Raw genomic sequence first — 24,393 nt, 5'->3', positions numbered from 1 at the left:
ATACGATTGTGAGATAGGCGTTGTCAAGTCTTTTGACGTTTATTTTCAAAAGTCCTTGATTTACTGAGCTTTCAGATTGACTTAAAAAGCTATTCTTTAAGTCAATTTTAACTTTTTCGAACCATATAAGAAATATAAGTTCATTCTAGCTAAAATTTTAAATAGCGCCAAATCAACATTATAAACCCGACAGATTTTTAAAACCTGTCGGGTTAGCTATTTAAATACGCATAAAAAAACCTCTGGTTAAAACCAGAGGCTCTATTTTATTGAACTTTAATTTTAATTGAACTTATATCACTTATATGGTTCAAAAAAATTTATAATTCTGAGATTTGAAAGTTTAAAGCTTTTAAATCGTTCCAGAAATCTGGGTAAGATTTGGAAACTACTTCGGCATCGTCAATAATAATTGGAACTTTTATTGCTAATGGTGCAAATGCCATTGCCATACGGTGATCGTTGTATGTTGCAATATGCACATCATGATTAATATCACCAGAACGCAATAGAGTCAAGCTATCATTGGTAACAGAAATATTAGCTCCTAATTTTGTAAGCTCAATTCTTAAAGCTTCTAGTCGGTCTGTTTCTTTAATTTTTAAAGTATGAAGTCCTGTTAGATGACATCCAATTCCTAAACCTAAACAAGTAACTACGATAGTTTGCGCGATATCTGGCGTATTGTTCAATTCAAAATTTACATCTTCATAATTGAATCCAGAAACTTTTTCCAAAGTCATTTTGTTGTTTTGGAAAGTTGTTTTCACCCCCATTTTTTCATAAAGAGAAACCAATTCAGAATCTCCTTGAAGACTGTTTTCTTTATAACTGCTTAAAGTAATTTTTGCTGCATCGGCCAAAGCCACAAGGCTAAAGAAATAAGAAGCCGAACTCCAGTCTGACTCTACCACCATTTCTTTAGTTTCAACTGATTCTTTAGGGAATACCTTAATCACATTTCCTTCAAAACTCGTTTTAATATCTAAATCAGCTAACAAAGCCAAAGTCATTTTGATATACGGAATCGAAGTAATTTCTCCTTCTAAAGTCAACTCTAAACCATTGTCTAATTTTGAAGCTACTAATAAAAGTGCAGAAATATATTGACTGCTTACATTGGCTGCCAAAGTTACTTTTGAAGCGGTAACTTTTTTTCCTTTAATTCGAATTGGCGGATATCCTACTTCTTTCTCATATGAAATCTCAACACCCAATTGTGCCAAAGCTTCCACTAAAATTTTAATCGGACGTTCTTGCATTCTGCTTGAACCTGTCAAAACCACTTCTCGACCTTCGTTAACCGAAAAATAAGCAGTAAGAAAACGCATTGCTGTTCCTGCGTGATGAATATCTACAATTTCATCATTTCCCGCTAATGCCTTCTGCATTACTTCGCTGTCGTCTGAGTTGGAAGTATTGGCTAAAGTAATATTTGGAAATAATGCTTTTAATAACAATAAGCGGTTCGTTTCACTTTTAGAACCAGTGATATTTAGTTGCGAATCATCAATAGTGAATATTGAATTCGTGCTTAATTTTAAATTCATTTTTTTAATTGTAAGTTGTGCATTATGAATTAGGAATGATTTAGAAACATAATTCAGCCCCGCAATTTACCACTCCACATTCATAATTCAAAATTCAAAACTCATAATTCAAAGCTTATGAGTGATATTTCACAATTATTTCAATTTATCATTGTTTTTGTGACGATCTTTATCTCTAACCGATTTTAGATCCATTTTTTTATCGAAAGATGCTTGTAAATCAATTCCTGTTTGGTTGGCTAAACACAGCACGACAAAAACAACATCTGCCAATTCTTCTCCTAAATCTTTGTTTTTATCGCTTTCTTTTTCAGATTGTTCTCCATAACGGCGCGCAATGATTCTTGCAACTTCGCCAACTTCTTCTGTCAGCTGTGCCATATTGGTCAATTCGTTAAAGTAGCGAACACCATGTTCTTTTATCCAAGTATCAACAGCTAATTGTGCATTTTTTAAATCCATCTTTTTATATCTTTTTAAGAATTATTTTTTCATTTTGGCTTACGATCATCTTCTGAAAAAACTCTTTTATCATTCCGTAATCCTCCGCTGCAAAAATACTACTGTTGATTTCTTTTTGACTCACAATTTGAATTTTGTTTTCAGAAACCGAAAAATTTAAAATAAAGGACATCAGCTTGTCCTCTGAAGATATTCTAAATGGTTTAGGAAGTGATTCTACAGTATATCCCTGCGGAATTTCAATATTCAAATTAAACTTTTCTATGTTTTTATATCCAAAATAAACAGGCATTTGCCTTTTTTCTTGATTGAACGGATTTTTACTTTGGGTAAAAAACAATAGAGGATTTATAAAAATCTTCCCATCAATAATATCCGAACGGTTGCTTGAAGCAAAAGAAAAAGTTTCTATGACCGACTGATCTAAGTTTGATTTCTGATTTTCTATCGCATAATTCGAAATCTCTAAACCTCCCAATCTATTCTCTAATTTTTCAAGATAAGCATCTTCCGTTTTAGTATTATTTTCTTCTCTAAAACTGTACGCATCATAATCTGTTCGTTGAACTCGAGCCTGACCATTCATTTTTCCGTCAGGATTTATTTTAACTATAAGACTGTAAATTTCTTTAGACTGCTGTGTTGGATCTAATTGAATTTCTTCAGAACTGCCATCTTTTTTGATTAATCTTCCGTTCCAATTTAAAACATTTAATGGTAAAATATTTGGTGCTGTAAGTTTATGGCTTGCATCCAAAAGAGTTTCTTTGCCATCAATTTCGGCCGCAACTATGACATAATTGAATCCTGTTCTTGTGGGATACACTGGAAGTCCATTTTGTATAGTACTTACCAAAACAGGATTGGCTTCTATACCAGCCGCACGAAGCATATTTATCAGAATAAAATTGATCTCGGCCACATTACCTGTTTGATCTTTATAGGCTTTTTCGACTCCTTTTTCTGTATAACAGCTATTAATCTCATTCCAATTCATTCGATTTTTAACATAGGTAAAAATCAGATTTAATCTTTCCTTTTTGTCTTCTACATTAGACAATAATTTATTCAGATCATCTGTAAACAAACTGCCTTGATTTAATTGCTTCCCAAAGCCGTCATCTTTAAAAATAGTTTTTGCAACACCTTCCCAAGTTAAACTGTAATCTTTTACAGGCTGATCCGGAAGACGGACTCTTTCTAATTCTTGCTGAATGCTTCCGCGATAATTTTCAAGATTATTAATGTAAGGTTCCTCCTTTAATGCGGGAACATCTTTTCCTTTATAAAAGGTTTCAATCTGTTTATAATTAAATGAGCTTGTCTGACTGTAAGCATTATCAAAACTCTGACTAGCGCTTGTAAATTTAGATTCTGTTTCTAACGGAATTCCTCCTATTAAAATGGGCTTATAAATATAAAATTCTGGAATCTGTGTTTTGTAATAAAAATAGTCAACAGGAATACTGAACTGAACATCAAAGTCGGGAAACTTTACCAGATTTTCAGATCTTAAAACATATTTGTATTCAATAATAGAACCTACTTTTACATTGGGCAAAGTAATCGTCTTTTCTTTCCAATATTGATTGATTTTGTTTTTAAACTCGCCTTGATTATTTAATTTAGTTTTTACGACGTTGCCATTTTCTAAATTGTAGGTAACTGCATCTGAAAATTCTAAACGGTCTTCATTTAACTTGTCATAACCGATATAAAAACGCACTTTCTGGTCGGCCCAGCTTAAACCTTCTTTTTTATAAATTTTGATTTTCACTTCGCAAACATGGTTGGCGTAAAATCCAACATCTTTATTATAGCCAAAATAAGTTCTTCCTTTTTTAAACAAGATAGCAGCGGGTGCGCTGCTATCTTTAGGATGAACTTTTTCATTTAACTCTGCAATAGTTACTTTTCCCAAGTCATAATTTTGAGCTTGAATAGTTATTGTACTTCCCAAAAGGGCAATACAAATTAGAAGGAATCTCAGCATAATTAAATACGTTTCAGAACGATTTTTTCCGTTTCTTTTTCTACCATTGTTTTATAATACTCTTTCAGCATCTCATATTTTTCAGCAGATACGATAGCTTCATTTATTTGATGCAAAATAGACAACTGAAGTTTATTGTCGTTTGCCGAAATGTTAAATTTAAAAACGCCCAAATTATCTTCCATTGTTACAGCAGCTGGGGCTGGCAATGTTTCAACCACAAAGCCTTCTGGAATTTCAATATTAATACTGTACTTATCTGTAAATGGAAAACTAAAATCTACTGGATATTCTCTTGTTTCCTGCTTAAACGGATTATTATTTGTTGCAAAAAACAACATTGGATTCAAATAAATTTTACCTCCAATAACTTCGCACAAATCGTTTCCAGTAAAAGAATAAGTTTCTATAATTGGAAGAAGGATATCCTTTTCGTTTGTTTTTGAATAATCGCTAATTTCTATTTTTTTATTCTTGTTTTCGAGCTTTTCTAAATATTCTTCTTCTTTTAAACCTTCAATATTGCCACGCGTAATCATGGCGTTATAATCCATGTATTGTCTTCTTGTTTTTCCTGTAACTTTTCCAGCGCTATCGATACTGTAATTCATAAAAACATTATCAACAGAAGTTTTTTCTGGCATTAAATTAATTTCTTCTGATGAACCGTCTTTTCTAATCAATCTTCCTGACCAATTTAAAACTCTTAATGGCAAAACATTCGGAACCGTAAATTTTTCTGACGCATCTAGTAAAACATATCCGTTTGGAGTTTCTACCGCAGCAATTACATAATTGAATGCCGTTCTATTAGGAAACAATGCTATTCCGTTTGAACGTGTACTTACCAAAACTGGATTTGCTGTTAATCCTGAATAACGAAGCATCGCTGTAAGCATTAAATTTATATCGGCAATATTTCCTGTTTTTTCTTTGTACGCTTTTTTAACTCCATTATCACAGCCATAACCGTAATATTTATTCCATTTTACGTTTGATTTTACGTGATTTAAAATCACTAAGATTTTCTCTTCAGGCGTATTAATTCCTGAAAGTATTTTTTTCAAATCATCTTCAAAATAGCCTGTTTTATTAAGTTCAGGACCAAAATCATCATAATCATAAATTGTTCTTACAACCGAAGCCCAATCTGCAGAATATTCTTTAAGCACCTGATTTGGAAATTTAGTCATTGACAATTCGTGAGCAACAGACGATGTGTAATTATCAATATTGTTAACATATGCCTCATCTTTCATTGCTGGAAAATCTACCGCTTTGTACGTAACCTGATCTTCCATATAAGTTAAGTAATCAGTAGAGAAATTAGTCGATGTCACACGTCCACCCGATCTTTCCTTGCTATTAAAAGTGATACTTTTGGCAACCCTTGCTGTTGTTGCCTTTGGAAAAAAATAACCTTTTTGTCTTGGACTGAAAGTGTAATATTCGGGAATGAATGTTGAAAATTCAGAATAGTTCACTGGAATACACGTTTGAAAATCCCAATCTCTTATTATTTCCTGTGGACATTTAATACTATATTTAAATTCAATAACAGAACCTTCTTTTACATTAGGCATTGTTATTTTTTTTAAGCTTTTATATTTATTTAATACTTCTTCAAAAACGCCATCACTTTTAAGCTTCGTTTTTTCAATTTTACCTCCAACTATGTTGTAAGTTACAGCATCTGAAAAAGACACTTTCTCTCTCAGACTAGGATAATTATAGTACCACACATCCTGATTAGCCCAATCTAGGCCTTCTTTCTTGTAAATTTTAATTCTGGTTTCTACATCTGTCACTGTAACAAAACCATCATTAGCATCATATTCAATTCTTGCTGTTCCTTTTTTATACAAAATAGCGGCTATCGCTGCCGAATCTGTCGGATGCGACTTTTGTTCTAATTCTGCAATGGATACTTTTCCTAATTTAAATTCCTGCGACATCGCTTTTGAAGCGATCAATAAAAGCACAGTGAGACTAAATAATTTAATAATTTTCATTGGTAATTTTTGGTTTACTTTGGTTACACTTGTTAGTTTTTGGTTAATATTATTTTGGCGTTATCGTTTCTCGAGACTTGTTCCATAAATAGGCGATACTCGTCATATTCTTTGTTCGAATATTTTCCTTTATTTAAAAACATCGATCTTTTATAAGTCAGTTTATTATTGTCTTTTTTAATGATTTCGGTTTTGTATTCACCAAATTTGCCTTTTAGTTCATAATTGGAAGGCAGGAATTCGATACTGAAACCTTCTGGAAGATTGATTTCAATTTCATCGGTATCTAAAAAACCACGTTGAATTTGAAAAGGATTTTTTCGGTTTCTAATTCGTTTTACACTTCCTGTATATTGATTGAAAGCATCGACCACAAAAATCATTTTGTTACCCGTAATAGCTCCATAATTTACAGCGCTTATCTGAACATCTTCGGTAAAACGAATATTTTCTTTATCATTCGTAAAAGTAATTTTACCTAGTTTCAAGTTGTTGATATTATCCCAATACTCTTTGTAATGTTCCTCTTTTTCATTTGGTTGCATGGTTTCTACTCGAGATTTAGAAGCATACACACTTCCTTGAGAGGCTATTTTTAAAGTGCCAGAAAAATTCCCAGTTGGATCAATTGTGTAAACTCCTTTACCTACTTGCGTGTTTCCTTTATCATCATAGATTTTAGTTCTTACAATTTGGCCTCCTTCAGGTTTTACAACCAAAACATCGCGATCGTCAGTAAAAGTTCCTTGATATCCAAACGGATCGTCTTGACTCGTACATTCTAACCAGATATAATTATCTTTATTAGGAATCGCCAAAATCATATGATTCCCTTGCATCGAAACAAAATCAGATTGAATATTTTCTTTGTAACGATCGCCATATAAAATAGTATTATAAGATGGGACATCTACAACCTGTAAAAGTGCTTTTGTATAGTTTGACAATGCTTTGCAATCTCCATATCCTAAACGATCAACATCGTTGGCTAACATGGGTTTCCAACCGCCAATGCCAATTGCAATGTTTACATATCGCGATTTTTTTTGTACATAATCGTAAATGATTTTAGCTTTCTTGATAGGATCTTTTTCATCTCCAACCAATGCTTTAATTTTTGCTTTGGTCTCTTCTGTCAAAACAGTCGTACCGGTTAAGATTTTATCTTCATACCATTTTCCAAATGCTTCCCAAGTAGTAGCATTTCCGTCCACTCCTTCTAAGTGAAAGTTTTCTAATCCCATCATGACTTTAGGAAAAAGATCTGAAGGAGAAGGGCTAAGATCTTCTTGTTTCTGAGCCGTGATATTTGTTGCTGTATAACTCAGATTTGTATCTGTATCGGCTGTTTTGGTTATGTTGAAGTTATCAAATTGGAACTCTTTTTTCTTAAAGCCCAACCCCTTTGGGAAAGTTACATTCAAAACGCATTTTTCTACGCTCAAATAATAACCTCCAATAAAATACCATTTTGGTATAAATGCAGTATTCGAAGTTTCGACTTCGCTGGTGTAAGCAATTGTAAAAGGATAGGAAATGGGTGTATAATTTAAATAAAGCACTCGATTATCAGAAAAAAGAGTACTTCCGCCTACAGCGCTCTGATCTTTAAAATCTTTTCTTTTGATTTTTTTAATTTCATTCCCCAATGCATCATAAACTACAGCTTCAATATTTTTTATTGAAGTTGTTTTATCGTAATGACAGAATGCATCAATATTATTTAGACCTTTTTCATTTAAAACAGAAACCACTCTTTGGGTCTTAATATTCATACTTCTTTGCGAAGCAATAACAATATCCATTTGGTCTAAACGGAGAACAGCATTGGCGTTCTGTTTTAAACTATCTGGAATAGAAAGAATAGGATAATTGCTCTTTTGGGCGAATGAATTAAGTGTTGTTAAGAATAAAAATAACGCAAAAAAAAGGTTTTTCATTAGTAGGGATTTTCGTCAAATATATATTATTTTCAGAAATCCTTAACAAATGTTTAATAATATTTTTACTCTCTGTTTTTGCTATCCATTACAATGGTAACGGGCCCGTCATTGAGAAGACTGACTTTCATATCGGCGCCAAAAATTCCTGTTTGCACTTTCTTGCCCAACTCTTTTTCTATTGCTTGAACAAAATTCTCATACGTCGGAATTGCAAAATCTGGTTTTGAGGCTTTTATATAAGAAGGACGGTTTCCTTTCTTAGTGGATGCATGAAGTGTAAACTGACTTACAACAATAATATCGCCGTCAATATCCTGCACCGAACAATTCATAACATCATTTTCGTCTCCAAAAATTCTCATTTTAATGATTTTCCCAGCCAACCAATCAATGTCTTCTTGTGTATCGGCATCTTCAATTCCGACTAAAACCAATAAACCTTTTTGAATGTCGGCAACAATTTTAGAATCAACTGCTACTGATGCTTGGGAAACTCTTTGGATAACTACTCTCATTCTTTATTTTTATTTTTAGCCACAGATTACACGGATTAAAAAGATTTTAAAATCAATACGTTAGATGCACTGCAGTGCATCTCTACAATAAAATCACTTTCGTATTCTGTTTTGGAATTTGGAATTTTAAAATTGGAATTTTAATTACTTACGTGTTTCATCACTCGCAGCACGGTCTTCACCATACGTATCGGTGCGGTAATGCTCTTCGTCGCCTTCAAGAATTTTAAGGTAACTATTATATCGTGACCAAGCAATTTCGTCTTTTTCTAATGCTGCTTTTATGGCACAATGAGGTTCTTCTTTGTGTAAACAGTTGTTAAACTTACATTGGTCTTTCAGTTTGAAGAATTCAGGAAAATAACCGCTTATTTCTGAAGGCTCCATATCAACAATCCCGAAACCTTTAATTCCAGGTGTATCGATAATTCGAGCATCAAAAGACAAATCATACATTTCGGCAAAAGTTGTAGTGTGCTGTCCTTGCTTGCTTTGTTCTGAAATTACCGAAGTTTTTAAATGAAGACTTGGTTCTAGTGCGTTAACCAAAGTTGATTTTCCAACACCAGAATGTCCAGAAAACATACTTACTTTACCAATCATCATTTCTTTTAGCTTGTCAACGCCTTTGTTTTCTGTTGAAGAAATACGAAGACATTTATATCCAATTTCAGAATAAATATGCTGCAAATAAAGCTGATCGTCTAAAGTCTGATCTGTTAAAGTATCAATTTTATTAAAAACCAAAATGGCTTCAATTCCGTATGCTTCTGCAGTAACCAAAAAACGATCAATAAAACTTGTCGTTGTTGGCGGATTATCAATCGTAATCAATAAAAAAACCTGATCGATATTAGAAGCAATAATATGAATCTGTTTTGATAAGTTAACCGATTTACGAACGATATAGTTTTTTCTTTCGTGAATAGTATGAATTGTTCCTGTAATGGCATCTGAAGTTTCATCCAATTCATAATCAACAATATCGCCTACAGCAATAGGATTGGTACTTTTAATACCTTTTATTCTGAATTTCCCTTTCATACGGCATTCCACAAAATCTCCATTTTGAGATTTTACGGTGTACCAGCTTCCTGTAGATTTATAAACGGTTCCTGTCATTCTTTAATTTTAGATTGTAAATTTTAGATTTTAGATTACGCTTTAAAACCTAAAAAATAAAAGGCAAAATTACGTTTTTAGAATGGAACAACGCAATTTCGCCTTTTAAATTTGAAAGACATATCCTTAATTTGCAGACTTTACCAAACTATTTCGGCTAAAGTTTCATTCTCTTTTACTTTTCCTAGCTGAATTGTTTTTAAAGTTCGCGATACTTTGCCCGCTTTTGTGGTATAAATTTCAACCATAATTGTTGCTGGACCATTTTCGGTTAATTCGCTTTCGCCAAAATAATCAGTTTTGATTTGATATTTTCCTTTTACCGCATTTCTGATGATATATTGCTCTGGGCCGTAACCTTCTGTGAAATCTTTTGAAAATCTTCCTCCAATTTGTGTTGAAGTATGGCTGTAATAACATTCTTCATTTGTTGGCTCAATTACATGTAAATCTAAATCAATATCCATTTGGTTCCAGTTCATAATAATTCTGATATCAACCGGCATTTTAGCAAGGTATTTTTTGTCTAGTTTTCCCGTTTTTAAACCAGAATGCTCAGACATTAAACGATTAACATCCATCAAAACAATATCTTCAATACCTTCGTATTGTCCGCTCATTTCTCCATAATAATTCACTTCAAGCGATTTTACCAATTCATCAAATGCTTCTTGATATTTTCCGGCATCTTCAAGCGCCAAAGCATAATCTCTTAAGCTCTGAGGTTCGTGAGATCTCCATTTTACAACTTGTTTTGCAGTAAAAACGGCATCCTGATAATCTTTCCATTGTCTCAAAGTATAAGTCAATGTTTTATAAAGCTGATGATTTTCTAAACCTAAATCGGCAATATTGCTGATGATTTGCAATGCTTTCTTAACATCTCCTTGATTGTAGAAAAAGTGCGCCACATCAAAATAAAAGCTTGGATTTCTTTCCTGAGCTTTTCTCAATTCGAAATACAAATCGTATTGTTTCTCTTTTGGCGCCGATGCCAACGCTTTTAAATATAATCGATCTGGATTCCAACTTTTTGTTTGAACGACTCCATTATTGGTAGACTTCTTTTTTGTTGTTATAATAATAACTCCATTTGCTCCTTTGCTGCCATAAGCAGCAATTCTCGCGGCATCTTTCAACACATCCACCGCTTCAATATCTTCTGACTTTAAATCGGTCAATTCACCTTCATAAAACTGACCATCAACTATAATTAAAGGCTTTTTTGAATCTCCAGCTAAATAACCTCTATTGAAATTTGAATCTTGCAAAAGATCTTTATTTTTTGAAGTGTCTTCCTCGAGAGCACCAACAACATCAGATTTTTTTTGTGTTGCGTATCCTACAACAACTGTTTCATCTAATTTAGTAAAATCTGAATCTTCCTTAATTACTTCACTACCAACTTTTTTATCTTTTAATTCAACAATTTTTGGTACATCATCAGTAACCTCTTCTGCTTTTGCAACAACTGGCGAAACAAATTTTACCTGATCCACTTTTGCCGCAGATGACGGAGGAGGCGTATTATATACAGCATTATCTCCTTCAATTACTGTTGCAACTGGTCCTTTTCCAACAGGCTCATCAACTGTCAGTACTGCATCAGGATCTCCTTTTATAGTTTCAGAGGCTACTCTTCTTTCCATATTTCTAGCTCTATTTCTACCATTTGGAGGTGGCGGTGGCGGTGGAACTTGTCTATTGTACTTATATTTAGATGCGATTTTCTGCCCTGCGTATTTGACGTCTTTTTTCCACCAAGCGTTTATACTGGCAAAATAACTTTCAATACTCTCCCAATTATTTTTTTGCTGTGCCAATGTAGCATCATGTTCCTGTTTTTTGATTAAATCAAATTCAGCACGTAATTCTGCTGGCGGCAAAATATCGTACATAATATAATCCCGAACATTTTCGAGAACAATCAATGATGTGTTTTTGGTTACAATTCCGAATTTCTTCCCAAGAAGCTCAATTTCATCTGCGTTTTTAGTGTATTGCAATTCAAGATTGGCAATTTTTTTCTGCGCCCAAAGTTTTTCAACATTTACGTCATTAGAATTTTGAACCGCTACATCAAGCATAATTTTCTTTTCTAAAGTAACTTCATTATCATAGCCAAATAACAAGCTAATTTCATTTTTTGGATTCAAAGAAATACCTGAAAAACTAAAATTCCCTGAAACCGAAGTTCCCTCCATAGGAAATAAATCGGTTACAGTTAAATTCTCTTTTATGCCTAGAAACTTCAAATTTGTATTTGTCAATTTATCCAAAGCAGTTTCAGCATTTATCTGATTTAAATTGATAAAATTACCTCCCGTTTTCATCGAAGAAAAATTCAAAAAGGCAAAATCTGCAGAAACAGAAGAGGTAATAGTATAAACAGGTTTTTTAGTTTTTGGAAGAAGATTTTCACTCAAAGAAGATAATCCGTCAGAGAAAAATAAATATTCATCTTGATTTTCAAAGTTAATTTGAGAGAAACGAGTTCCGCCATCGTATTTTGTTTTTTCTAAAATCGCTTTTAATTCGGACCAATTACCGTTCGAAATCACGAACTCTTTTTGTTTTTCGAAAGTATAATTCAGAAAATACAAAGTCACTTTTGTATTTTTTATTTTCTGAAAATAAGCTTCCAGCAAATCCAATTCTTTCTTTAGATCACGATTCTGACAACTTAAAGAATTATCCCAAATCAAACCAATTAAAGCTGGAGTTTTTTTAGCAGTTTTATTTCCTTCAACAAAATTATTTCCATAAAAATAATATTGCCCACCAGCATTCTGCATTACAACACTCGGAATATCTTGCTGAATTGGAATTTTAAAAAGTAATTTTTCAGCAGGCTGATAGTTTTCTTTCTTTTCAGAAGCTTCAAAAGATTGATTCCATTTTGAGAAAACAATTTCTTTTTCAGAATCTCCCGTCACAACAGGTTTTGCAGCGGAACCTAAAACCGAAACATTAATTTCAAATTTATCTAACTTTTTAGGATAACGGCTCAAAAGCTGATACGCCAAATTATCTTTGTCTGAAGCCGCAAGTTCTTCTTCGTAACCAATAACAACAATTCGTTCGCCATTTGGCATTAACGGATAAATTCTAGTTTTAAAATTGTTCCCATCGACTTTTTCCAACAATCCTGGATCGACACGACGATGTTCGATGGCTTCAAAAACTTGCTTCCCTTTATTTTTATTTACCGGAACAGCTTCTCGCAATTTTCCATTAATATCAATCGCATATCTAGAAACCGAAACATTTTCAGGCAACGGAAAAATAAGTTCTGCTTCCATTTGACGATTTCCCGAATTAAAAAAATGCATTTCGGCTGTAGTGTAAGCAATATTGCCAACGATTTTCACATTGACTTTCAATTGACTCATTCGTACTTTCTCAGCTTCTTCTCCTTTAACGGTAAGCTCAGGGCTTTGTGCAAAAGTTTTTGTACCCGTAAAAACGAGAAAGAAAAACAATACATTCAAATTTATTTGAAAAATGCGTGGCATAGATGAAAACAATTTTAATTTCATGATACAAAAATTAAGGTTCATATTGTTATAGAGAACAAAAAACGATAAAAGGTTGGGAAGATATTACTTATTTTCAAAAAAAAATCTCCAAAACCCGAAAGCAATGGAGATTTAATATAAAAAACAATCTAATTTTAAATGTGTGATATAATTGAACCCAATAACAAGCTTTTTTCAAAACTTAAATTAACTTATATCACTTATATGATTTGAAAGAAAATTATGCGTTGAAAATTTTCTCTTGGTGACCGATACTTTCTTGGTGAATTGCTTTGAACATTCTCAAAACAAATTCTTCAGTAAGACCTTTTTTCTCGCCTTCCAAAATCATTTTTCCTAAGATTTCGTTCCAACGGTTGTTTTGAAGAATCGCAACGTTTGCATCTTTTTTCACCTGACCAATTTCGTCAGCCACTTTCATACGTTTTCCTAACAATTCTAATAAGTTAGCATCCAAAACGTCTATGTTAGCTCTTAACTTAGTCATTTTTTGGCTGTACTCGTCTGTAGTATCATCTGTTTTTCTAATCGTCAAATCTTTAATGATTTGTTTCAAAGCATCTGGAGTTACTTGTTGTGCAGCATCAGACCAAGCGTTGTCTGGATCGTAGTGCGTTTCGATAATCATACCATCGTAGTTCAAATCTAAAGCCTCTTGCGTTACTTCGAAAATCATTTTACGATCTCCAGTAATGTGAGATGGGTCGATGATTAATGGCAAATCAGGGAATTTATTTTGCAATTCGATCGCAATCTGCCATTCTGGAATATTTCTGTATTTTGTTTTTTCGTAAGTAGAGAAACCTCTGTGAATAACACCTAATTTCTCGATTCCAGCCATGTGTAAACGCTCAACACCACCTAACCATAAAGCTAAATCTGGGTTTACTGGGTTTTTAACCAAAACAATTTTATCTGTTCCTTTTAAAGTATCAGCAATTTCTTGAACTGCGAATGGGTTTGCAGTTGTACGTGCACCAACCCATAAAACGTCGATATCGTGTTCTAAAGCTAGTTTACAGTGAGCTGCAGTTGCTACTTCAGTTCCCATTAATAAACCCGTTTCAGCTTTTGCTTTTTGCAACCATTTTAATCCGATTTCACCAACACCTTCAAATCCTCCTGGACGAGTTCTTGGTTTCCAGATTCCGGCTCTGAAAACGCTAACTTTTGAATCTTTTAATTCGTGAGCGATTTTCAAAACCTGATCTTCAGTTTCTGCACTACAAGGTCCAGCTATCACAAGTGGGTGATTTAAATTGAAATCTTCTAACCACTTTCTCATTTCTTTCTTATTTTCCATCTTAATTCTAATTTACTTTTTAGTTGTTGTTAATCCGTTTAGTATTTCTTTTATTTTATTTGTGCTTTCCATTTCTTCAAAAATGGCGTTGTAATCTTCTTCTTTTAGCAAATCTCTAAACCGACTCAGGTTTGATATATAAGCTTCTAAAGTTTCCAGAACGTATTCTTTATTTTGTTTAAATATTGGTGTCCACATTGCGGGCGAACTTTTTGCCAAACGAACAGTGCTTTCAAATCCACTCCCCGCCATATCAAAAATATCCTGTTCGTCTTTTTCTTTATTCATTACCGTTTTTCCAAGCATAAACGAACTAATGTGCGATAAATGCGAAACATAGGCAATGTGTTTATCATGTGAAATGGGATCCATATATCGAATTCTCATTCCGATTGAAGTAAAAAGATTTAATGCTTTCTCTTGTAATTTAAAAGCTGTCTTTTCTACTTCGCAAATAATGTTTGTTTTTCCTTGAAACAAGCCTCTTATTGCTGCTGATGGTCCTGAAAACTCTGTTCCTGCAATTGGGTGCGTTGCAATAAAATTTCTTCTTTTCGGATGATTGGCTACTGCTTCACAAATTGGCTTTTTAGTCGATCCTACTTCAAAAACAATCGTTTTATCTCCTACAGCGTCCAAAACTTTAGGCAAAACCGTTAGCGCCACATCTACTGGAACCGAAACAATTACAAAATCTGCTTTTTGCAAATCTTCAAAACTTCCTGCTTCGTCAATAACTCCCAAATCTATTGCCTGCTGCAAATGCTGTTCGTTACTATCGATTCCTAAAATAGTCGCATCAGGATAACGCCCCTTAATGTCTAGCACCATCGAACCGCCTATTAACCCTATTCCTATTACGTATACTTTCATATTTCTTTTTCATTAACTTCAATGAAATTTAGATGAACATGTTAAAATCTGGCAAGTTTCATATTTTATAAATTTCACTTGAATTATCAATAAATTATTAAAAAATTCACTTTTTTAAAATGAGATATCCAATTCCACTTACAGCATATTGCCCGTTAATTTCTGAGCTCAATTTTATTCCTAATTTTATCTCTTTTTTAGGAATTTCATTTATAAGTTCACTTGATTTAAGAGAGACTTTTTCGTTACTTAAATTATTAGTTTTAATCAAAGAATTTAAAATCGGAGTATTATCAGTAACATTATATAATTCTAATAAAGCATAATTGTTATTTACAACATTTGGTCCAGTATAATAAACATACGGATCCGATTCAAAAATTATTGAATTTACATTCTTATAATTACTAAGATCAAAAGTAATACCTGACACAACTACAGGAATTGAACTAGATGTACTAGCATTAGAACCAATACCATCCGCAATTCTCAATCTAATCTCCTCGCTTACGATTCCTTTATCTTCGTTACAAACATATTTTGTAACTTGAACTTCTGAATTATCTAATATTTTATTATTATTTACATCAATCCCTGATTCAATTTTTATTCCTCCGTTTCCGCAAATTCCACCTTTAGCTTCATCTGTTATATTCACAAGACTTACATTCCCATTAATTCCGTTACATACATAAGTTGTATATTTTACTTCATTGTCATTTAATATTCCGTCTTTGTTTACATCTAATCCATATTCAACTTTCAATCCTCCATTTTCACAATTACCTCCTGAATTCTCATTAGTTGTCCTTATTAAATTTGTATTCCCGTCAACTCCATTACAAACATATGCTGTAGAAGTTATTTCATTTTCTTCTAAAATCCCATTTCTATTTAAATCTAAACCAGAATTTATTTTTATTCCACCATTTTCACAACTTACTCCTGCAGGTTCTTTTACAACTGTTGTAAGACTATTTTTTCCATTTAATCCATTACAAACATATTTTGTGTTTTGAACTTCATTACTATCAAGTATCCCGTTAAAATTACTATCCAATCCCGTCTCAATTTTTATTCCTCCATTCTCACAATCTATTCCTGGATTTACAACGGACATATTTACCAAAGTATTTATTCCGCTTGATCCTTTTTCTCCAATGGGCCCTTCATCTCCCTCACATGCTATAAATAAAATTGGTATAAGTAAATAAAACAATTGCAGTTTTTTCATTTTGTAGATTTTGTTTTTGATTGTTATATATTAATCTTTTAGATTTTCTAGTTGAGAGATAGTAGTCTTTTTACTTATGGTAAAAACTCTAAAATCGATCAATCGCCTCTTGTACTTTTTCTTCTTTTACACAAAGTGAGAATCTGATATATCCTTCGCCGTTGCTTCCGAAAATCGTTCCCGGTGTAATGAAAATATGCTTCTCATATAATATTTCGTCAATGAACTTCTCTGCTGATTCGATTCCTTCAGGAAGTTTTGCCCAAACAAAAAGCCCAACTCCTTCTTTATACACTTTGCAGTTTAATTTTTCTGCTAGTTTCTCCGTCAATTCTCTACGGCGTCTGTAAATTTTGTTTTGATCTTCAAACCAAGATTTATCACATTTTAAAGCGGCGATTGCTCCTTTTTGAATTCCGTAGAACATTCCGCTGTCCATGTTGCTTTTTACTTTTAGGACCGCATCAATAATTTCAGGGTTTCCTAAAACCATCCCGACTCTCCAGCCTGCCATGTTGAATGTTTTACTAAGTGAATTCAATTCTAAAGCCACCTCTTTAGCTCCTTCAACCTGCAATAAACTCATCGGATTATCATTCAAAACAAAACTATACGGATTGTCATTGATCAATAATATATTGTGTTTTTTAGCAAAAGCAACCAATTTTTCAAATAACGCTAAACTTCCTCTCGCCCCTGTTGGCATATGCGGATAACCTAGCCACATAATTTTTACTTTCGAAAGATCTAATTTTTCAAGAGCTTCAAAATCTGGTTCCCAAGCATTTTCTTCTTTCAAATCATAATAAACTGGAACTGCTTCTACCAAATTGGTTACCGAGGTATAAGTTGGATAACCTGGATTCGGAATTAAAACGTGATCGCCTTCATTTAAAAATGCTAACGAAATGTGCATAATTCCTTCTTTCGAACCCATAAGAGGTAAAATCTCATTATTCGGATTCACTTCAACACCAAACTGATCACGATAAAAATCTGCCATTGCCTGTCTCATTTCTGGTAATCCCTGATAGCTTTGATAGCCATGCCCGTTTTCGTCTTGAATTGCTGCAGCGACTGCTTCAATTACTGCTTTTGACGGACTCAAATCAGGGCTTCCAATTCCCATATTGATGATCGATTTTCCTTCAGACATCAACTGACGAACTTCTCTTAATTTTGATGAGAAGTAGTATTCTTCAACTGTGTCTAATCGTTTTGCTGTTGTAATCATTTCTATTTTTTATTAAAAAATGCTTTAGGCTTTAGGCCGTAAGCTATATGCTTTTTCTTTTTTGTCCTCCTGAGCGAAGTCGAAGGGCTTTTCAATTGCAGTGAGCTTCGACTTCGCTCAGCCTGACAATCTAAAATCTTAATTTGTTAATCTTAAATCTAAAATCAACTTTCCACCTTTAAGACTTACGGTCTGGTATTTTTATATTCTCCCAACACTTTAAAATATTCTGCCATAATATTTAATAAGGCTTTGGCTTTTGCAAAATCTTCGTATTTCTCAAATGTCACGTCTACGAAGAATGAATATTTCCAAGGTGTTTCAATTTTTGGAAGCGACTGGATTTTTGTCAAATTCAATTTGCAATCGCTCATTACATTCAAAACTGCTGCTAAACTTCCTCTTTTATGATCTAATTCAAATTTTACAGATGCTCTGTTGATTTCGCTTTCTGGCAAAAATGAATTTTGCTTTTTGATGATTACGAAACGAGTCATATTGTTTTTGATCGTTTGAATCGATGATGCAATAATATCCAGATCGTACATTTCAGAAGCGGTCACACTGGCAATTGCTGCAATTCCTGTTAACTGTTTTTCTTGAATTCTTCTAGCTGTTTCAGCTGTATCTTTATCCTCGACCAATTTGATATTTGGATATTGTTTCAAGAAATCCATACACTGCAAAAGTGCCATTGGGTGTGAATGAACTTCTCTTATGTCGTCAATTTTCTGACCTTTTAAAGCCATTAAATTTTGCTGAATATTCAAATAATGCTCTCCAATGATGTGTAAATTATTCTTGTCAATCAATGCATAATTCGGGATAATTGGCCCCGCAATTGAATTTTCGATCGCCATTACAGCCTGATCAGATTTTCCGGCAATAAGGCTATCGATCAATTCTTCAAAAGACAGACATTCATCAATATCCACATTTTCAGAGAAATACTCTTTTACAACCTGATGATGAAATGATCCTTTAATACCTTGTATTGCAATTTTCGTTGTCATATAGTCAAAAAAAAATCCTGATTTGCATCAGGATTGTATATTAGTTTTATTTGTCTTAAAATTTGATCTCAAATAACCATAGCACAATCCTCACTTCTACTAAAGAAGAAATAAAAAGAGTTGCTAAAATAAAAACGGTTACTTGCCATTTTGTTTGTGTTTTGTTTTAAATTCTCTGCGAATGTATAAATTATTTTTAGTGCACCAAAAAAAAGATTGCATTTTATGAAACAAAAAAGGATTTCTTAACAAATTTAGCAGGTTTTGTATGATAATATAAAAATATGGGCTTAAAATGAGATATATACAATAGCTTTTTTGAAGGTTTTAAGATTCTGAGATGCTAAGATCCTTAGTTTTTTTCGCCACGAATTCACGAATTAGTACAAATCTTTGTGGTTATTTAATTCAATAGTCAATATTTATCCGTCAGTTTTGTCATTTCGATTTCTATGATAAAACCAAATCTTTTTCATAAAAGGTTTGGTTTTTTATTACTGCAAAAACTCTATGGATTATTTTGTTTCTCACAGCATTTAAAACACTCATTTTGTTTTTTCCTTCATCAACTTTTCTAATGTAATATCTTCTCAGATCATTATCGAATCTAATTGCACTCATTGCTGCCAAATGCAGAATGGTTTTTAGGTTTTTATCTGCAAGCATTGATACTCCGGGTCTTCTTTTTAATGATGTTCCAGATTGAAAATCAAAAGGCACGACTCCGCTGTAGCATGCCATTTTTCTTGGATCAGTTATAACTGTAAAACCTTCTGTTTTTGATAATAATGTCCATGATAGAACTTGGCCCACTCCAGGAACAGATCTTATCAGTTTCTGTTGCTGGCTTAAACTTTGGTCATTATGTATTACTTTTTCAATATCATTTTCAATAATCTTAATCTGTGCATCAATGCTTTTAATAAGTTTGATGTTTAAGCTTTTCAATTCTTCATCCATTGCAATGCCTTTCATTAATTTGTAGTCATGCTGCTGAACCATAAGCTGTTTTTTGATTTTTATTCTTAAAGCTCTTTCGGTTAATAATATTTTTATCTTTTTAATGGAGCAGGAACTTGGTTTCCATTCCCTATTTTCCTGATAATTTTTTTTCAATAAAACTACAAATTCGCAACGCATCAATTTTATCATTTTTGCCTCTGACAAGACCTATGCTTTTCTTGATATGCAAAGCAGATATTACATAAACCTTAAAGTTGAATTTTTCAAGTGCTTCAAACAGATTCCAATTGTATCTGCCAGTATTTTCCATAGCGATCATTACATTTTCACCTGAATATTTTTTGAAAAAATGCTTTATTGCCTGAATCTTATTCTCAATAGAAAAATAATTTACTGATTCCTCTTTAACACAAATATCTAAAGTCTTGCTGCTGATATCAATGCCGATAATAATGTTTTTCATAACTTTGCTTTTACGATTCAACAAATGATTTGAGAAATTCATCATAAGCTCAACTCCTTAATAACGGGTCACTAGCCCAAATTTCTATCTGAGTCTTTGATGAAAAGGAAGCTAAAGTCTTAATCGAAATATGAGTCACAAGCTCGGAGGAACGAACAGTTTACTTTTGCTTCCTTTCTCAATCATAAATCTACTTAAAATTTCAAAAAACAAATCTAAAGGAGGAACGAGAAATCTTCGCAAGCGGCTCGACAAAGATTGGCGATTTTGATTGTAGAGTTACTCGCGAAGATTTCTCGTTCCTCGAAATGACAAGATTGCGGTTATCCAAACAACCCCGAAACTGGTTTATTCAAAATTCCAATTTTTGAATAATCGAAGTTCATTTTTTCTTTTAATAAAGAGGCATAGACACTTCTGAAATCTATCTCATATTTTAAATCACCATTATCTAAGTCTGCTAAATTTGGATTTTTTCCTAAAATCGTTCCTTTATTATTTCCTCCGATGATAAACATTGGCGCTGCAGTTCCGTGATCGGTTCCATTTCCGTTGTCTTTTACTCTCCTTCCAAATTCGGAAAAAACTACTATTGTGACATTCTGCAATAATTGAGATTGTTTTAAATCGGAATAAAAACTATATAAGGAATCATTTAAATCTGTCAATTTTCTTTCGTGAATGGAGAGCTGATTATCGTGTGTATCAAATCCGTTCAACGATGTATAATATACCTTTGAATTAAGATTTCCTTTTATCAATCTCGCAATCCATTCGAGATTTTTAGATAATTCTGTTTTCGGATAACTGATTTCCGTTTTAGACTTCACTAAAGCTTTCTGGATTTCATCTGAACCTTCCGTAACCGAATTGGCAATTTTTCGAACAAAATCCAAATGAGGATTTTTAGACAATGTCACATTCTCTTCTTTGGATTTTACCTTAAATCGATCTGGATCTTTTACCGTTATAAAATTCGGCTCGACTCCTTTTAAAGCCAGATTATCAATTGAATCTAAATTTATTCCCGCCGTTGCCTGATGGCCGTTGCATTGCAGATCTAAAAACCTTCCGAGCCAACCTTCATTTATATATTTATTAGAATCAGTAGCCGTCTGCCAAATTTCCTGACTTCTAAAATGCGAACGAATGGGTTCTGGATAACCCACATTCTGAATTACTGCCAAATCTCCATTTTGCTGCATTTGAGCAAAATCTTTTAATGAAGGATGAAATGCCATTCCTTTATTCTTTCCGACAACCAAATCTTTGTTTAAAGCAATTTTAGTTCGTAAATCGTAATACAACGGATCATCGTACGGAATGAAAGTATTTAAACCATCGTTTCCACCATTTAACTGAACAAAAACAATGCATTGTTCTCCCACAATCAAATTGTTTTGAGAACCAAAAGCGTGTAAAAAATCAGGAAGTACAAGCAGTCCACCTGTAAAAGTTCCGGTCAGTGTTAGAAAATTTCTTCTGTTCATGATTACTGCTTTTTAGATTAATTGATATTCTGGAAGTTTTGTGATGTAATTAAAAAGTCGTACCACAGCAAAATCGGCGTGCGGGTCTTTGGGATCAAAATCGTATTTCAGCAGATTCTCCATATCCTTTTGTTCCGAATCATTAACGGCAAATAATAATCGATCTGACAATTCAGAAATAATCGTTTTATTATTTCCACCAGAATCAAAAGCGACTTTTACAGCAGTTTTTTCGTATTCTGACTTTTCTTTTTCAACTCCATTTACCATTGTTTTTAAAACTCTTCGGTTTAGGCTTTTTCCACTGCATAATAAATCGGCTGTATTATTTCTTTGAAGATAAATCTGCGAAGTCAGCCAAGAATTCCCGCCATCCCAGCCTTTTACATTTACCTGATTGTACAAATCCATTCCCTGCTGTTTTATAAAAGCCATAATCGAGGCATCATTCACATTCTGAATTTGCAATTCGCCGCAAAGCTGTAAAATATAAACCAGCGGATTTTTGATTTTATTTCCTGAATTCTCCTTTTTAAATTCTTCGGTAAAGATTTTAGTCAATAAAGGTTCTATTTCAAACTTTTGCTTTCGAAAATAATCGCCATAATAAACTACCAAATCTTCGGGCGGATTATCATAAATAAACCATTTCAGGATTTTACGTGTTATCAAATACGGAATGTTTTTCTGTTCAAAAATAATATCTACTAAATCATCTGCTTTCCAATTTCCGGTTTTTCCGAAATAGATTTTATCGCTGTTATCTTCTATATTTTTTCTATAAACCGCGCCTTCATCTCCGACATTTAAACCTGCCAAAGCTTTTGCACCGTTTTTAATATCATTTTCAGTATAATTTCCAATTCCGATTGTGAATAGTTCCAATAACTCACGGCTTAGGTTTTCGTTTACTTTTCCTTTTTTATTATCGCCATTGTCGAGATAACGAACCATGGCATTTGATTTCAGAACCTGTTTGGTTAATTCTTTAAAATTACTAAAGGCATTTTCGCGCAAAATCATATTATGCTGATAAATCCAGTAATTGATTTTTACTTTTTGAGAAGTCGAAACAAAGTGATTGTGCCAGAAACAAACCATGTTTTCGCGAAGCGGGAATTCGTCATTACGCATTTTCGCAATCCACCATTTTTTGAATTCGGCAGTGGCTTGATTTTCTTTTTTCTGAATTTCTTTTTTTGTTTCGGGGCCTGAAATTTTGATTATTTCCCGAACTTCTTTAAGCTCTAAAGTGGTTTTAGGCTGATCTTGCAGAAAATCTGGAAGTGTTGTATCAAATTTTGAATTATAAGATTGCTTTAGAAATTTTTCTAAGCCGAGTTTTTCAATTTTTGAAGTTTGTTTTCCTGAAAAACCTAATCGTAAGGACCAAAGACTGCTTTTTTTCATTGTTCAGAAATTATTACAATAAGACTTGAGTTTCTTTTAAAGTTTTAATTTTAAAAGGTGCTAAGTCGCTAAGATTCTGAGGTGCTAAGTTTTGAAAAAGTCTTTGGTAATAATTAGAACGGGGAATTTCTAGAGATATTATCAACAAAAAGCAACCATTTTTGATAGTTGCTTTTTGTTGATAGTCTTCTAACAATCAAATTTTAAACTTCATCACCTTCCGTATAATTACTGTTATTTATCTTCTTCCTTTTATTAAACTCTAACAAATTATTTTTACTAGCTTGCAAAATATCCTTTTTTGATTCCATTTCAATTTCATCTGGAGTAAAATTTTCAGCATCAATATATGTCATTGGATTTGATTTTTTAATCGATTTAACCATATCAACTTTTGCAAATTGAGCTTGTTGTTCCAGCGCCATTTTTCTCAAAAACTCGAATCTTGTTTTTTTAGGAGTTCCTAGTTTTATAAGTTGCGAACTAAGAGATTCTAAATTTGACATAACTAATAAATCATTTATACTTGAAAAATCTCTCATGTTCTTACCTTCTTTCGAATATTCAGGATTAGCTTCTTTCCACTGTTTAGCTGTATAGCCATATAGAGCTAAGTTTAACAAATCAGCTTCATTTGCATATTCTATGCCCTGTTTCTCAATTGGCAAAATACTGTTTGGGATTATATGCTTCTGTACAGCATCAGTATGCAGTACATAATTAACTTTTGTCATCAAACGTCTAACATCCCATTCTAAATTATATTGATTACTTTCAACTTCTTTTAATCTCTGATATTCTTTATAAAGATAAATTTTAAAAATAGGACTTATAGCGGATCCAAATTCCATGGCAATATCTCTATGCGCATATGTTCCTCCATTTTTTCCAGCTTTTGAAAATATCCCTATTGCATTAGTCGCTTCAACCCAACCATTTACGCTCAAGGTAAAAGAAGGCACACCTGCATTTCTTCTAAAGTGGTCATATTCGACCACTTTAAAATTAGGATTATAAAGTGTTTCCCATGTCCCCAAATATTCTATAGTAGAAACACTCCGAAGCCAATTTTTTATAACATCAGCTGCTCTTGCATCACCTTCTTTTGCACTTACCATATCTGTAAGACATATATAATCCTCATTCTCTTTTGTGTATACTGAAACAGGAATATTATCAACAATAATTTTTTGCACCTTACTCGTCATCTCCAAATATTATTTAAATTAAACATTAATATTATACCAATAAATTTAATAATCAAATTTAGCATC

The 24,393-nt window shown here is 32.9% G+C and carries 18 protein-coding genes; all 18 read right to left on the bottom strand.

Annotated features, from left to right (window positions below; all coding sequences use genetic code 11):
* Positions 1 to 320: 320 nt before the first annotated feature.
* Positions 321 to 1,550 carry a 3-phosphoshikimate 1-carboxyvinyltransferase gene (locus AC3Y25_RS12085; RefSeq protein ID WP_489902910.1) on the bottom strand — a complete coding sequence of 410 codons (1,230 nt, stop codon included), beginning with the start codon at positions 1,548 to 1,550 and terminating at the stop codon, positions 321 to 323.
* A 135-nt stretch (positions 1,551 to 1,685) separates the two neighbouring features.
* Positions 1,686 to 2,012 carry a nucleotide pyrophosphohydrolase gene (locus tag AC3Y25_RS12080; protein ID WP_095928239.1) on the bottom strand — a complete coding sequence of 109 codons (327 nt, stop codon included), beginning with the start codon at positions 2,010 to 2,012 and terminating at the stop codon, positions 1,686 to 1,688.
* 4 nt (positions 2,013 to 2,016) lie between these two features.
* Positions 2,017 to 4,005: a DUF3858 domain-containing protein gene (locus tag AC3Y25_RS12075; protein ID WP_489902909.1), complete on the bottom strand. Its 1,989-nt coding sequence runs from the start codon at positions 4,003 to 4,005 to the stop codon at positions 2,017 to 2,019.
* Positions 4,006 to 4,007: 2 nt separating this feature from the next.
* Entirely contained in the window at positions 4,008 to 6,017 is a 2,010-nt protein-coding gene (locus tag AC3Y25_RS12070) for a DUF3858 domain-containing protein (RefSeq protein WP_489902908.1), read from the bottom strand.
* A 32-nt stretch (positions 6,018 to 6,049) separates the two neighbouring features.
* Positions 6,050 to 7,957: a DUF3858 domain-containing protein gene (locus AC3Y25_RS12065; RefSeq protein WP_489902907.1), complete on the bottom strand. Its 1,908-nt coding sequence runs from the start codon at positions 7,955 to 7,957 to the stop codon at positions 6,050 to 6,052.
* A 65-nt stretch (positions 7,958 to 8,022) separates the two neighbouring features.
* Complete coding sequence (gene dtd / locus AC3Y25_RS12060; RefSeq protein WP_489902906.1) at positions 8,023 to 8,475, bottom strand: D-aminoacyl-tRNA deacylase; 453 nt, start codon at positions 8,473 to 8,475, stop codon at positions 8,023 to 8,025.
* Between the two features lie 144 nt (positions 8,476 to 8,619).
* A complete protein-coding gene (rsgA, locus tag AC3Y25_RS12055; RefSeq protein WP_095928245.1) occupies positions 8,620 to 9,597 on the bottom strand; it encodes a ribosome small subunit-dependent GTPase A in 978 nt (325 codons plus the stop codon).
* Positions 9,598 to 9,737: 140 nt separating this feature from the next.
* A complete protein-coding gene (locus AC3Y25_RS12050) occupies positions 9,738 to 13,136 on the bottom strand; it encodes a DUF2135 domain-containing protein (protein ID WP_489902905.1) in 3,399 nt (1,132 codons plus the stop codon).
* A 220-nt stretch (positions 13,137 to 13,356) separates the two neighbouring features.
* Positions 13,357 to 14,439 (bottom strand): bifunctional 3-deoxy-7-phosphoheptulonate synthase/chorismate mutase type II, encoded by a 1,083-nt coding sequence (locus AC3Y25_RS12045; RefSeq protein ID WP_068842266.1) that lies wholly within the window; start codon positions 14,437 to 14,439, stop codon positions 13,357 to 13,359.
* Between the two features lie 12 nt (positions 14,440 to 14,451).
* Positions 14,452 to 15,312 carry a prephenate dehydrogenase gene (locus AC3Y25_RS12040; protein WP_489902904.1) on the bottom strand — a complete coding sequence of 287 codons (861 nt, stop codon included), beginning with the start codon at positions 15,310 to 15,312 and terminating at the stop codon, positions 14,452 to 14,454.
* Between the two features lie 106 nt (positions 15,313 to 15,418).
* Positions 15,419 to 16,546, bottom strand: a complete 1,128-nt coding sequence (locus AC3Y25_RS12035) for a DUF7151 family protein (RefSeq protein WP_489902903.1) — start codon at positions 16,544 to 16,546, stop codon at positions 15,419 to 15,421.
* Between the two features lie 88 nt (positions 16,547 to 16,634).
* A complete protein-coding gene (locus AC3Y25_RS12030; protein WP_427875346.1) occupies positions 16,635 to 17,780 on the bottom strand; it encodes a pyridoxal phosphate-dependent aminotransferase in 1,146 nt (381 codons plus the stop codon).
* Positions 17,781 to 17,965: 185 nt separating this feature from the next.
* Positions 17,966 to 18,793, bottom strand: a complete 828-nt coding sequence (locus AC3Y25_RS12025; RefSeq protein ID WP_489902902.1) for a prephenate dehydratase — start codon at positions 18,791 to 18,793, stop codon at positions 17,966 to 17,968.
* 450 nt (positions 18,794 to 19,243) lie between these two features.
* Positions 19,244 to 19,933, bottom strand: coding sequence for a transposase (locus tag AC3Y25_RS12020; RefSeq protein WP_489902901.1), 690 nt, complete (start codon positions 19,931 to 19,933; stop codon positions 19,244 to 19,246).
* The gene (locus AC3Y25_RS12015) at positions 19,884 to 20,219 is read right to left on the bottom strand and encodes an IS110 family transposase (protein ID WP_427875348.1); all 336 of its coding nucleotides are present in this window, start codon (positions 20,217 to 20,219) and stop codon (positions 19,884 to 19,886) included. Before AC3Y25_RS12015 ends, AC3Y25_RS12020 begins: the two co-directional genes overlap by 50 nt.
* A gap of 323 nt (positions 20,220 to 20,542) precedes the next feature.
* Complete coding sequence (locus tag AC3Y25_RS12010) at positions 20,543 to 21,709, bottom strand: DUF1501 domain-containing protein (RefSeq protein ID WP_427875349.1); 1,167 nt, start codon at positions 21,707 to 21,709, stop codon at positions 20,543 to 20,545.
* Between the two features lie 12 nt (positions 21,710 to 21,721).
* Complete coding sequence (locus tag AC3Y25_RS12005) at positions 21,722 to 23,119, bottom strand: DUF1800 domain-containing protein (protein WP_489902900.1); 1,398 nt, start codon at positions 23,117 to 23,119, stop codon at positions 21,722 to 21,724.
* Positions 23,120 to 23,322: 203 nt separating this feature from the next.
* Complete coding sequence (locus AC3Y25_RS12000) at positions 23,323 to 24,327, bottom strand: KilA-N domain-containing protein (RefSeq protein ID WP_489902899.1); 1,005 nt, start codon at positions 24,325 to 24,327, stop codon at positions 23,323 to 23,325.
* Positions 24,328 to 24,393: the final 66 nt, after the last annotated feature.

This window comes from Flavobacterium sp. LK-23, assembly GCF_058135255.1.
Note: the sequence above shows the minus strand (reverse complement) of the source record. Positions and strands in the feature narration are given on the sequence as shown.

Bases quoted from the DNA above. Each gene is read 5' to 3' on its own strand.
- AC3Y25_RS12045 (WP_068842266.1), bottom strand. From the start codon at position 14,439: ATGGAAAATAAGAAAGAAATGAGAAAGTGGTTAGAAGATTTCAATTTA.
- AC3Y25_RS12075 (WP_489902909.1), bottom strand. From the start codon at position 4,005: ATGCTGAGATTCCTTCTAATTTGTATTGCCCTTTTGGGAAGTACAATA.
- AC3Y25_RS12050 (WP_489902905.1), bottom strand. From the start codon at position 13,136: ATGAAATTAAAATTGTTTTCATCTATGCCACGCATTTTTCAAATAAAT.
- AC3Y25_RS12020 (WP_489902901.1), bottom strand. From the start codon at position 19,933: ATGCGTTGCGAATTTGTAGTTTTATTGAAAAAAAATTATCAGGAAAAT.
- AC3Y25_RS12035 (WP_489902903.1), bottom strand. From the start codon at position 16,546: ATGAAAAAACTGCAATTGTTTTATTTACTTATACCAATTTTATTTATA.
- AC3Y25_RS12070 (WP_489902908.1), bottom strand. From the start codon at position 6,017: ATGAAAATTATTAAATTATTTAGTCTCACTGTGCTTTTATTGATCGCT.
- AC3Y25_RS12005 (WP_489902900.1), bottom strand. From the start codon at position 23,119: ATGAAAAAAAGCAGTCTTTGGTCCTTACGATTAGGTTTTTCAGGAAAA.
- AC3Y25_RS12010 (WP_427875349.1), bottom strand. From the start codon at position 21,709: ATGAACAGAAGAAATTTTCTAACACTGACCGGAACTTTTACAGGTGGA.
- AC3Y25_RS12030 (WP_427875346.1), bottom strand. From the start codon at position 17,780: ATGATTACAACAGCAAAACGATTAGACACAGTTGAAGAATACTACTTC.
- AC3Y25_RS12025 (WP_489902902.1), bottom strand. From the start codon at position 18,793: ATGACAACGAAAATTGCAATACAAGGTATTAAAGGATCATTTCATCAT.
- AC3Y25_RS12040 (WP_489902904.1), bottom strand. From the start codon at position 15,312: ATGAAAGTATACGTAATAGGAATAGGGTTAATAGGCGGTTCGATGGTG.
- AC3Y25_RS12065 (WP_489902907.1), bottom strand. From the start codon at position 7,957: ATGAAAAACCTTTTTTTTGCGTTATTTTTATTCTTAACAACACTTAAT.
- dtd (WP_489902906.1), bottom strand. From the start codon at position 8,475: ATGAGAGTAGTTATCCAAAGAGTTTCCCAAGCATCAGTAGCAGTTGAT.
- AC3Y25_RS12000 (WP_489902899.1), bottom strand. From the start codon at position 24,327: ATGACGAGTAAGGTGCAAAAAATTATTGTTGATAATATTCCTGTTTCA.
- AC3Y25_RS12015 (WP_427875348.1), bottom strand. From the start codon at position 20,219: ATGAAAAACATTATTATCGGCATTGATATCAGCAGCAAGACTTTAGAT.
- AC3Y25_RS12080 (WP_095928239.1), bottom strand. From the start codon at position 2,012: ATGGATTTAAAAAATGCACAATTAGCTGTTGATACTTGGATAAAAGAA.
- rsgA (WP_095928245.1), bottom strand. From the start codon at position 9,597: ATGACAGGAACCGTTTATAAATCTACAGGAAGCTGGTACACCGTAAAA.
- AC3Y25_RS12085 (WP_489902910.1), bottom strand. From the start codon at position 1,550: ATGAATTTAAAATTAAGCACGAATTCAATATTCACTATTGATGATTCG.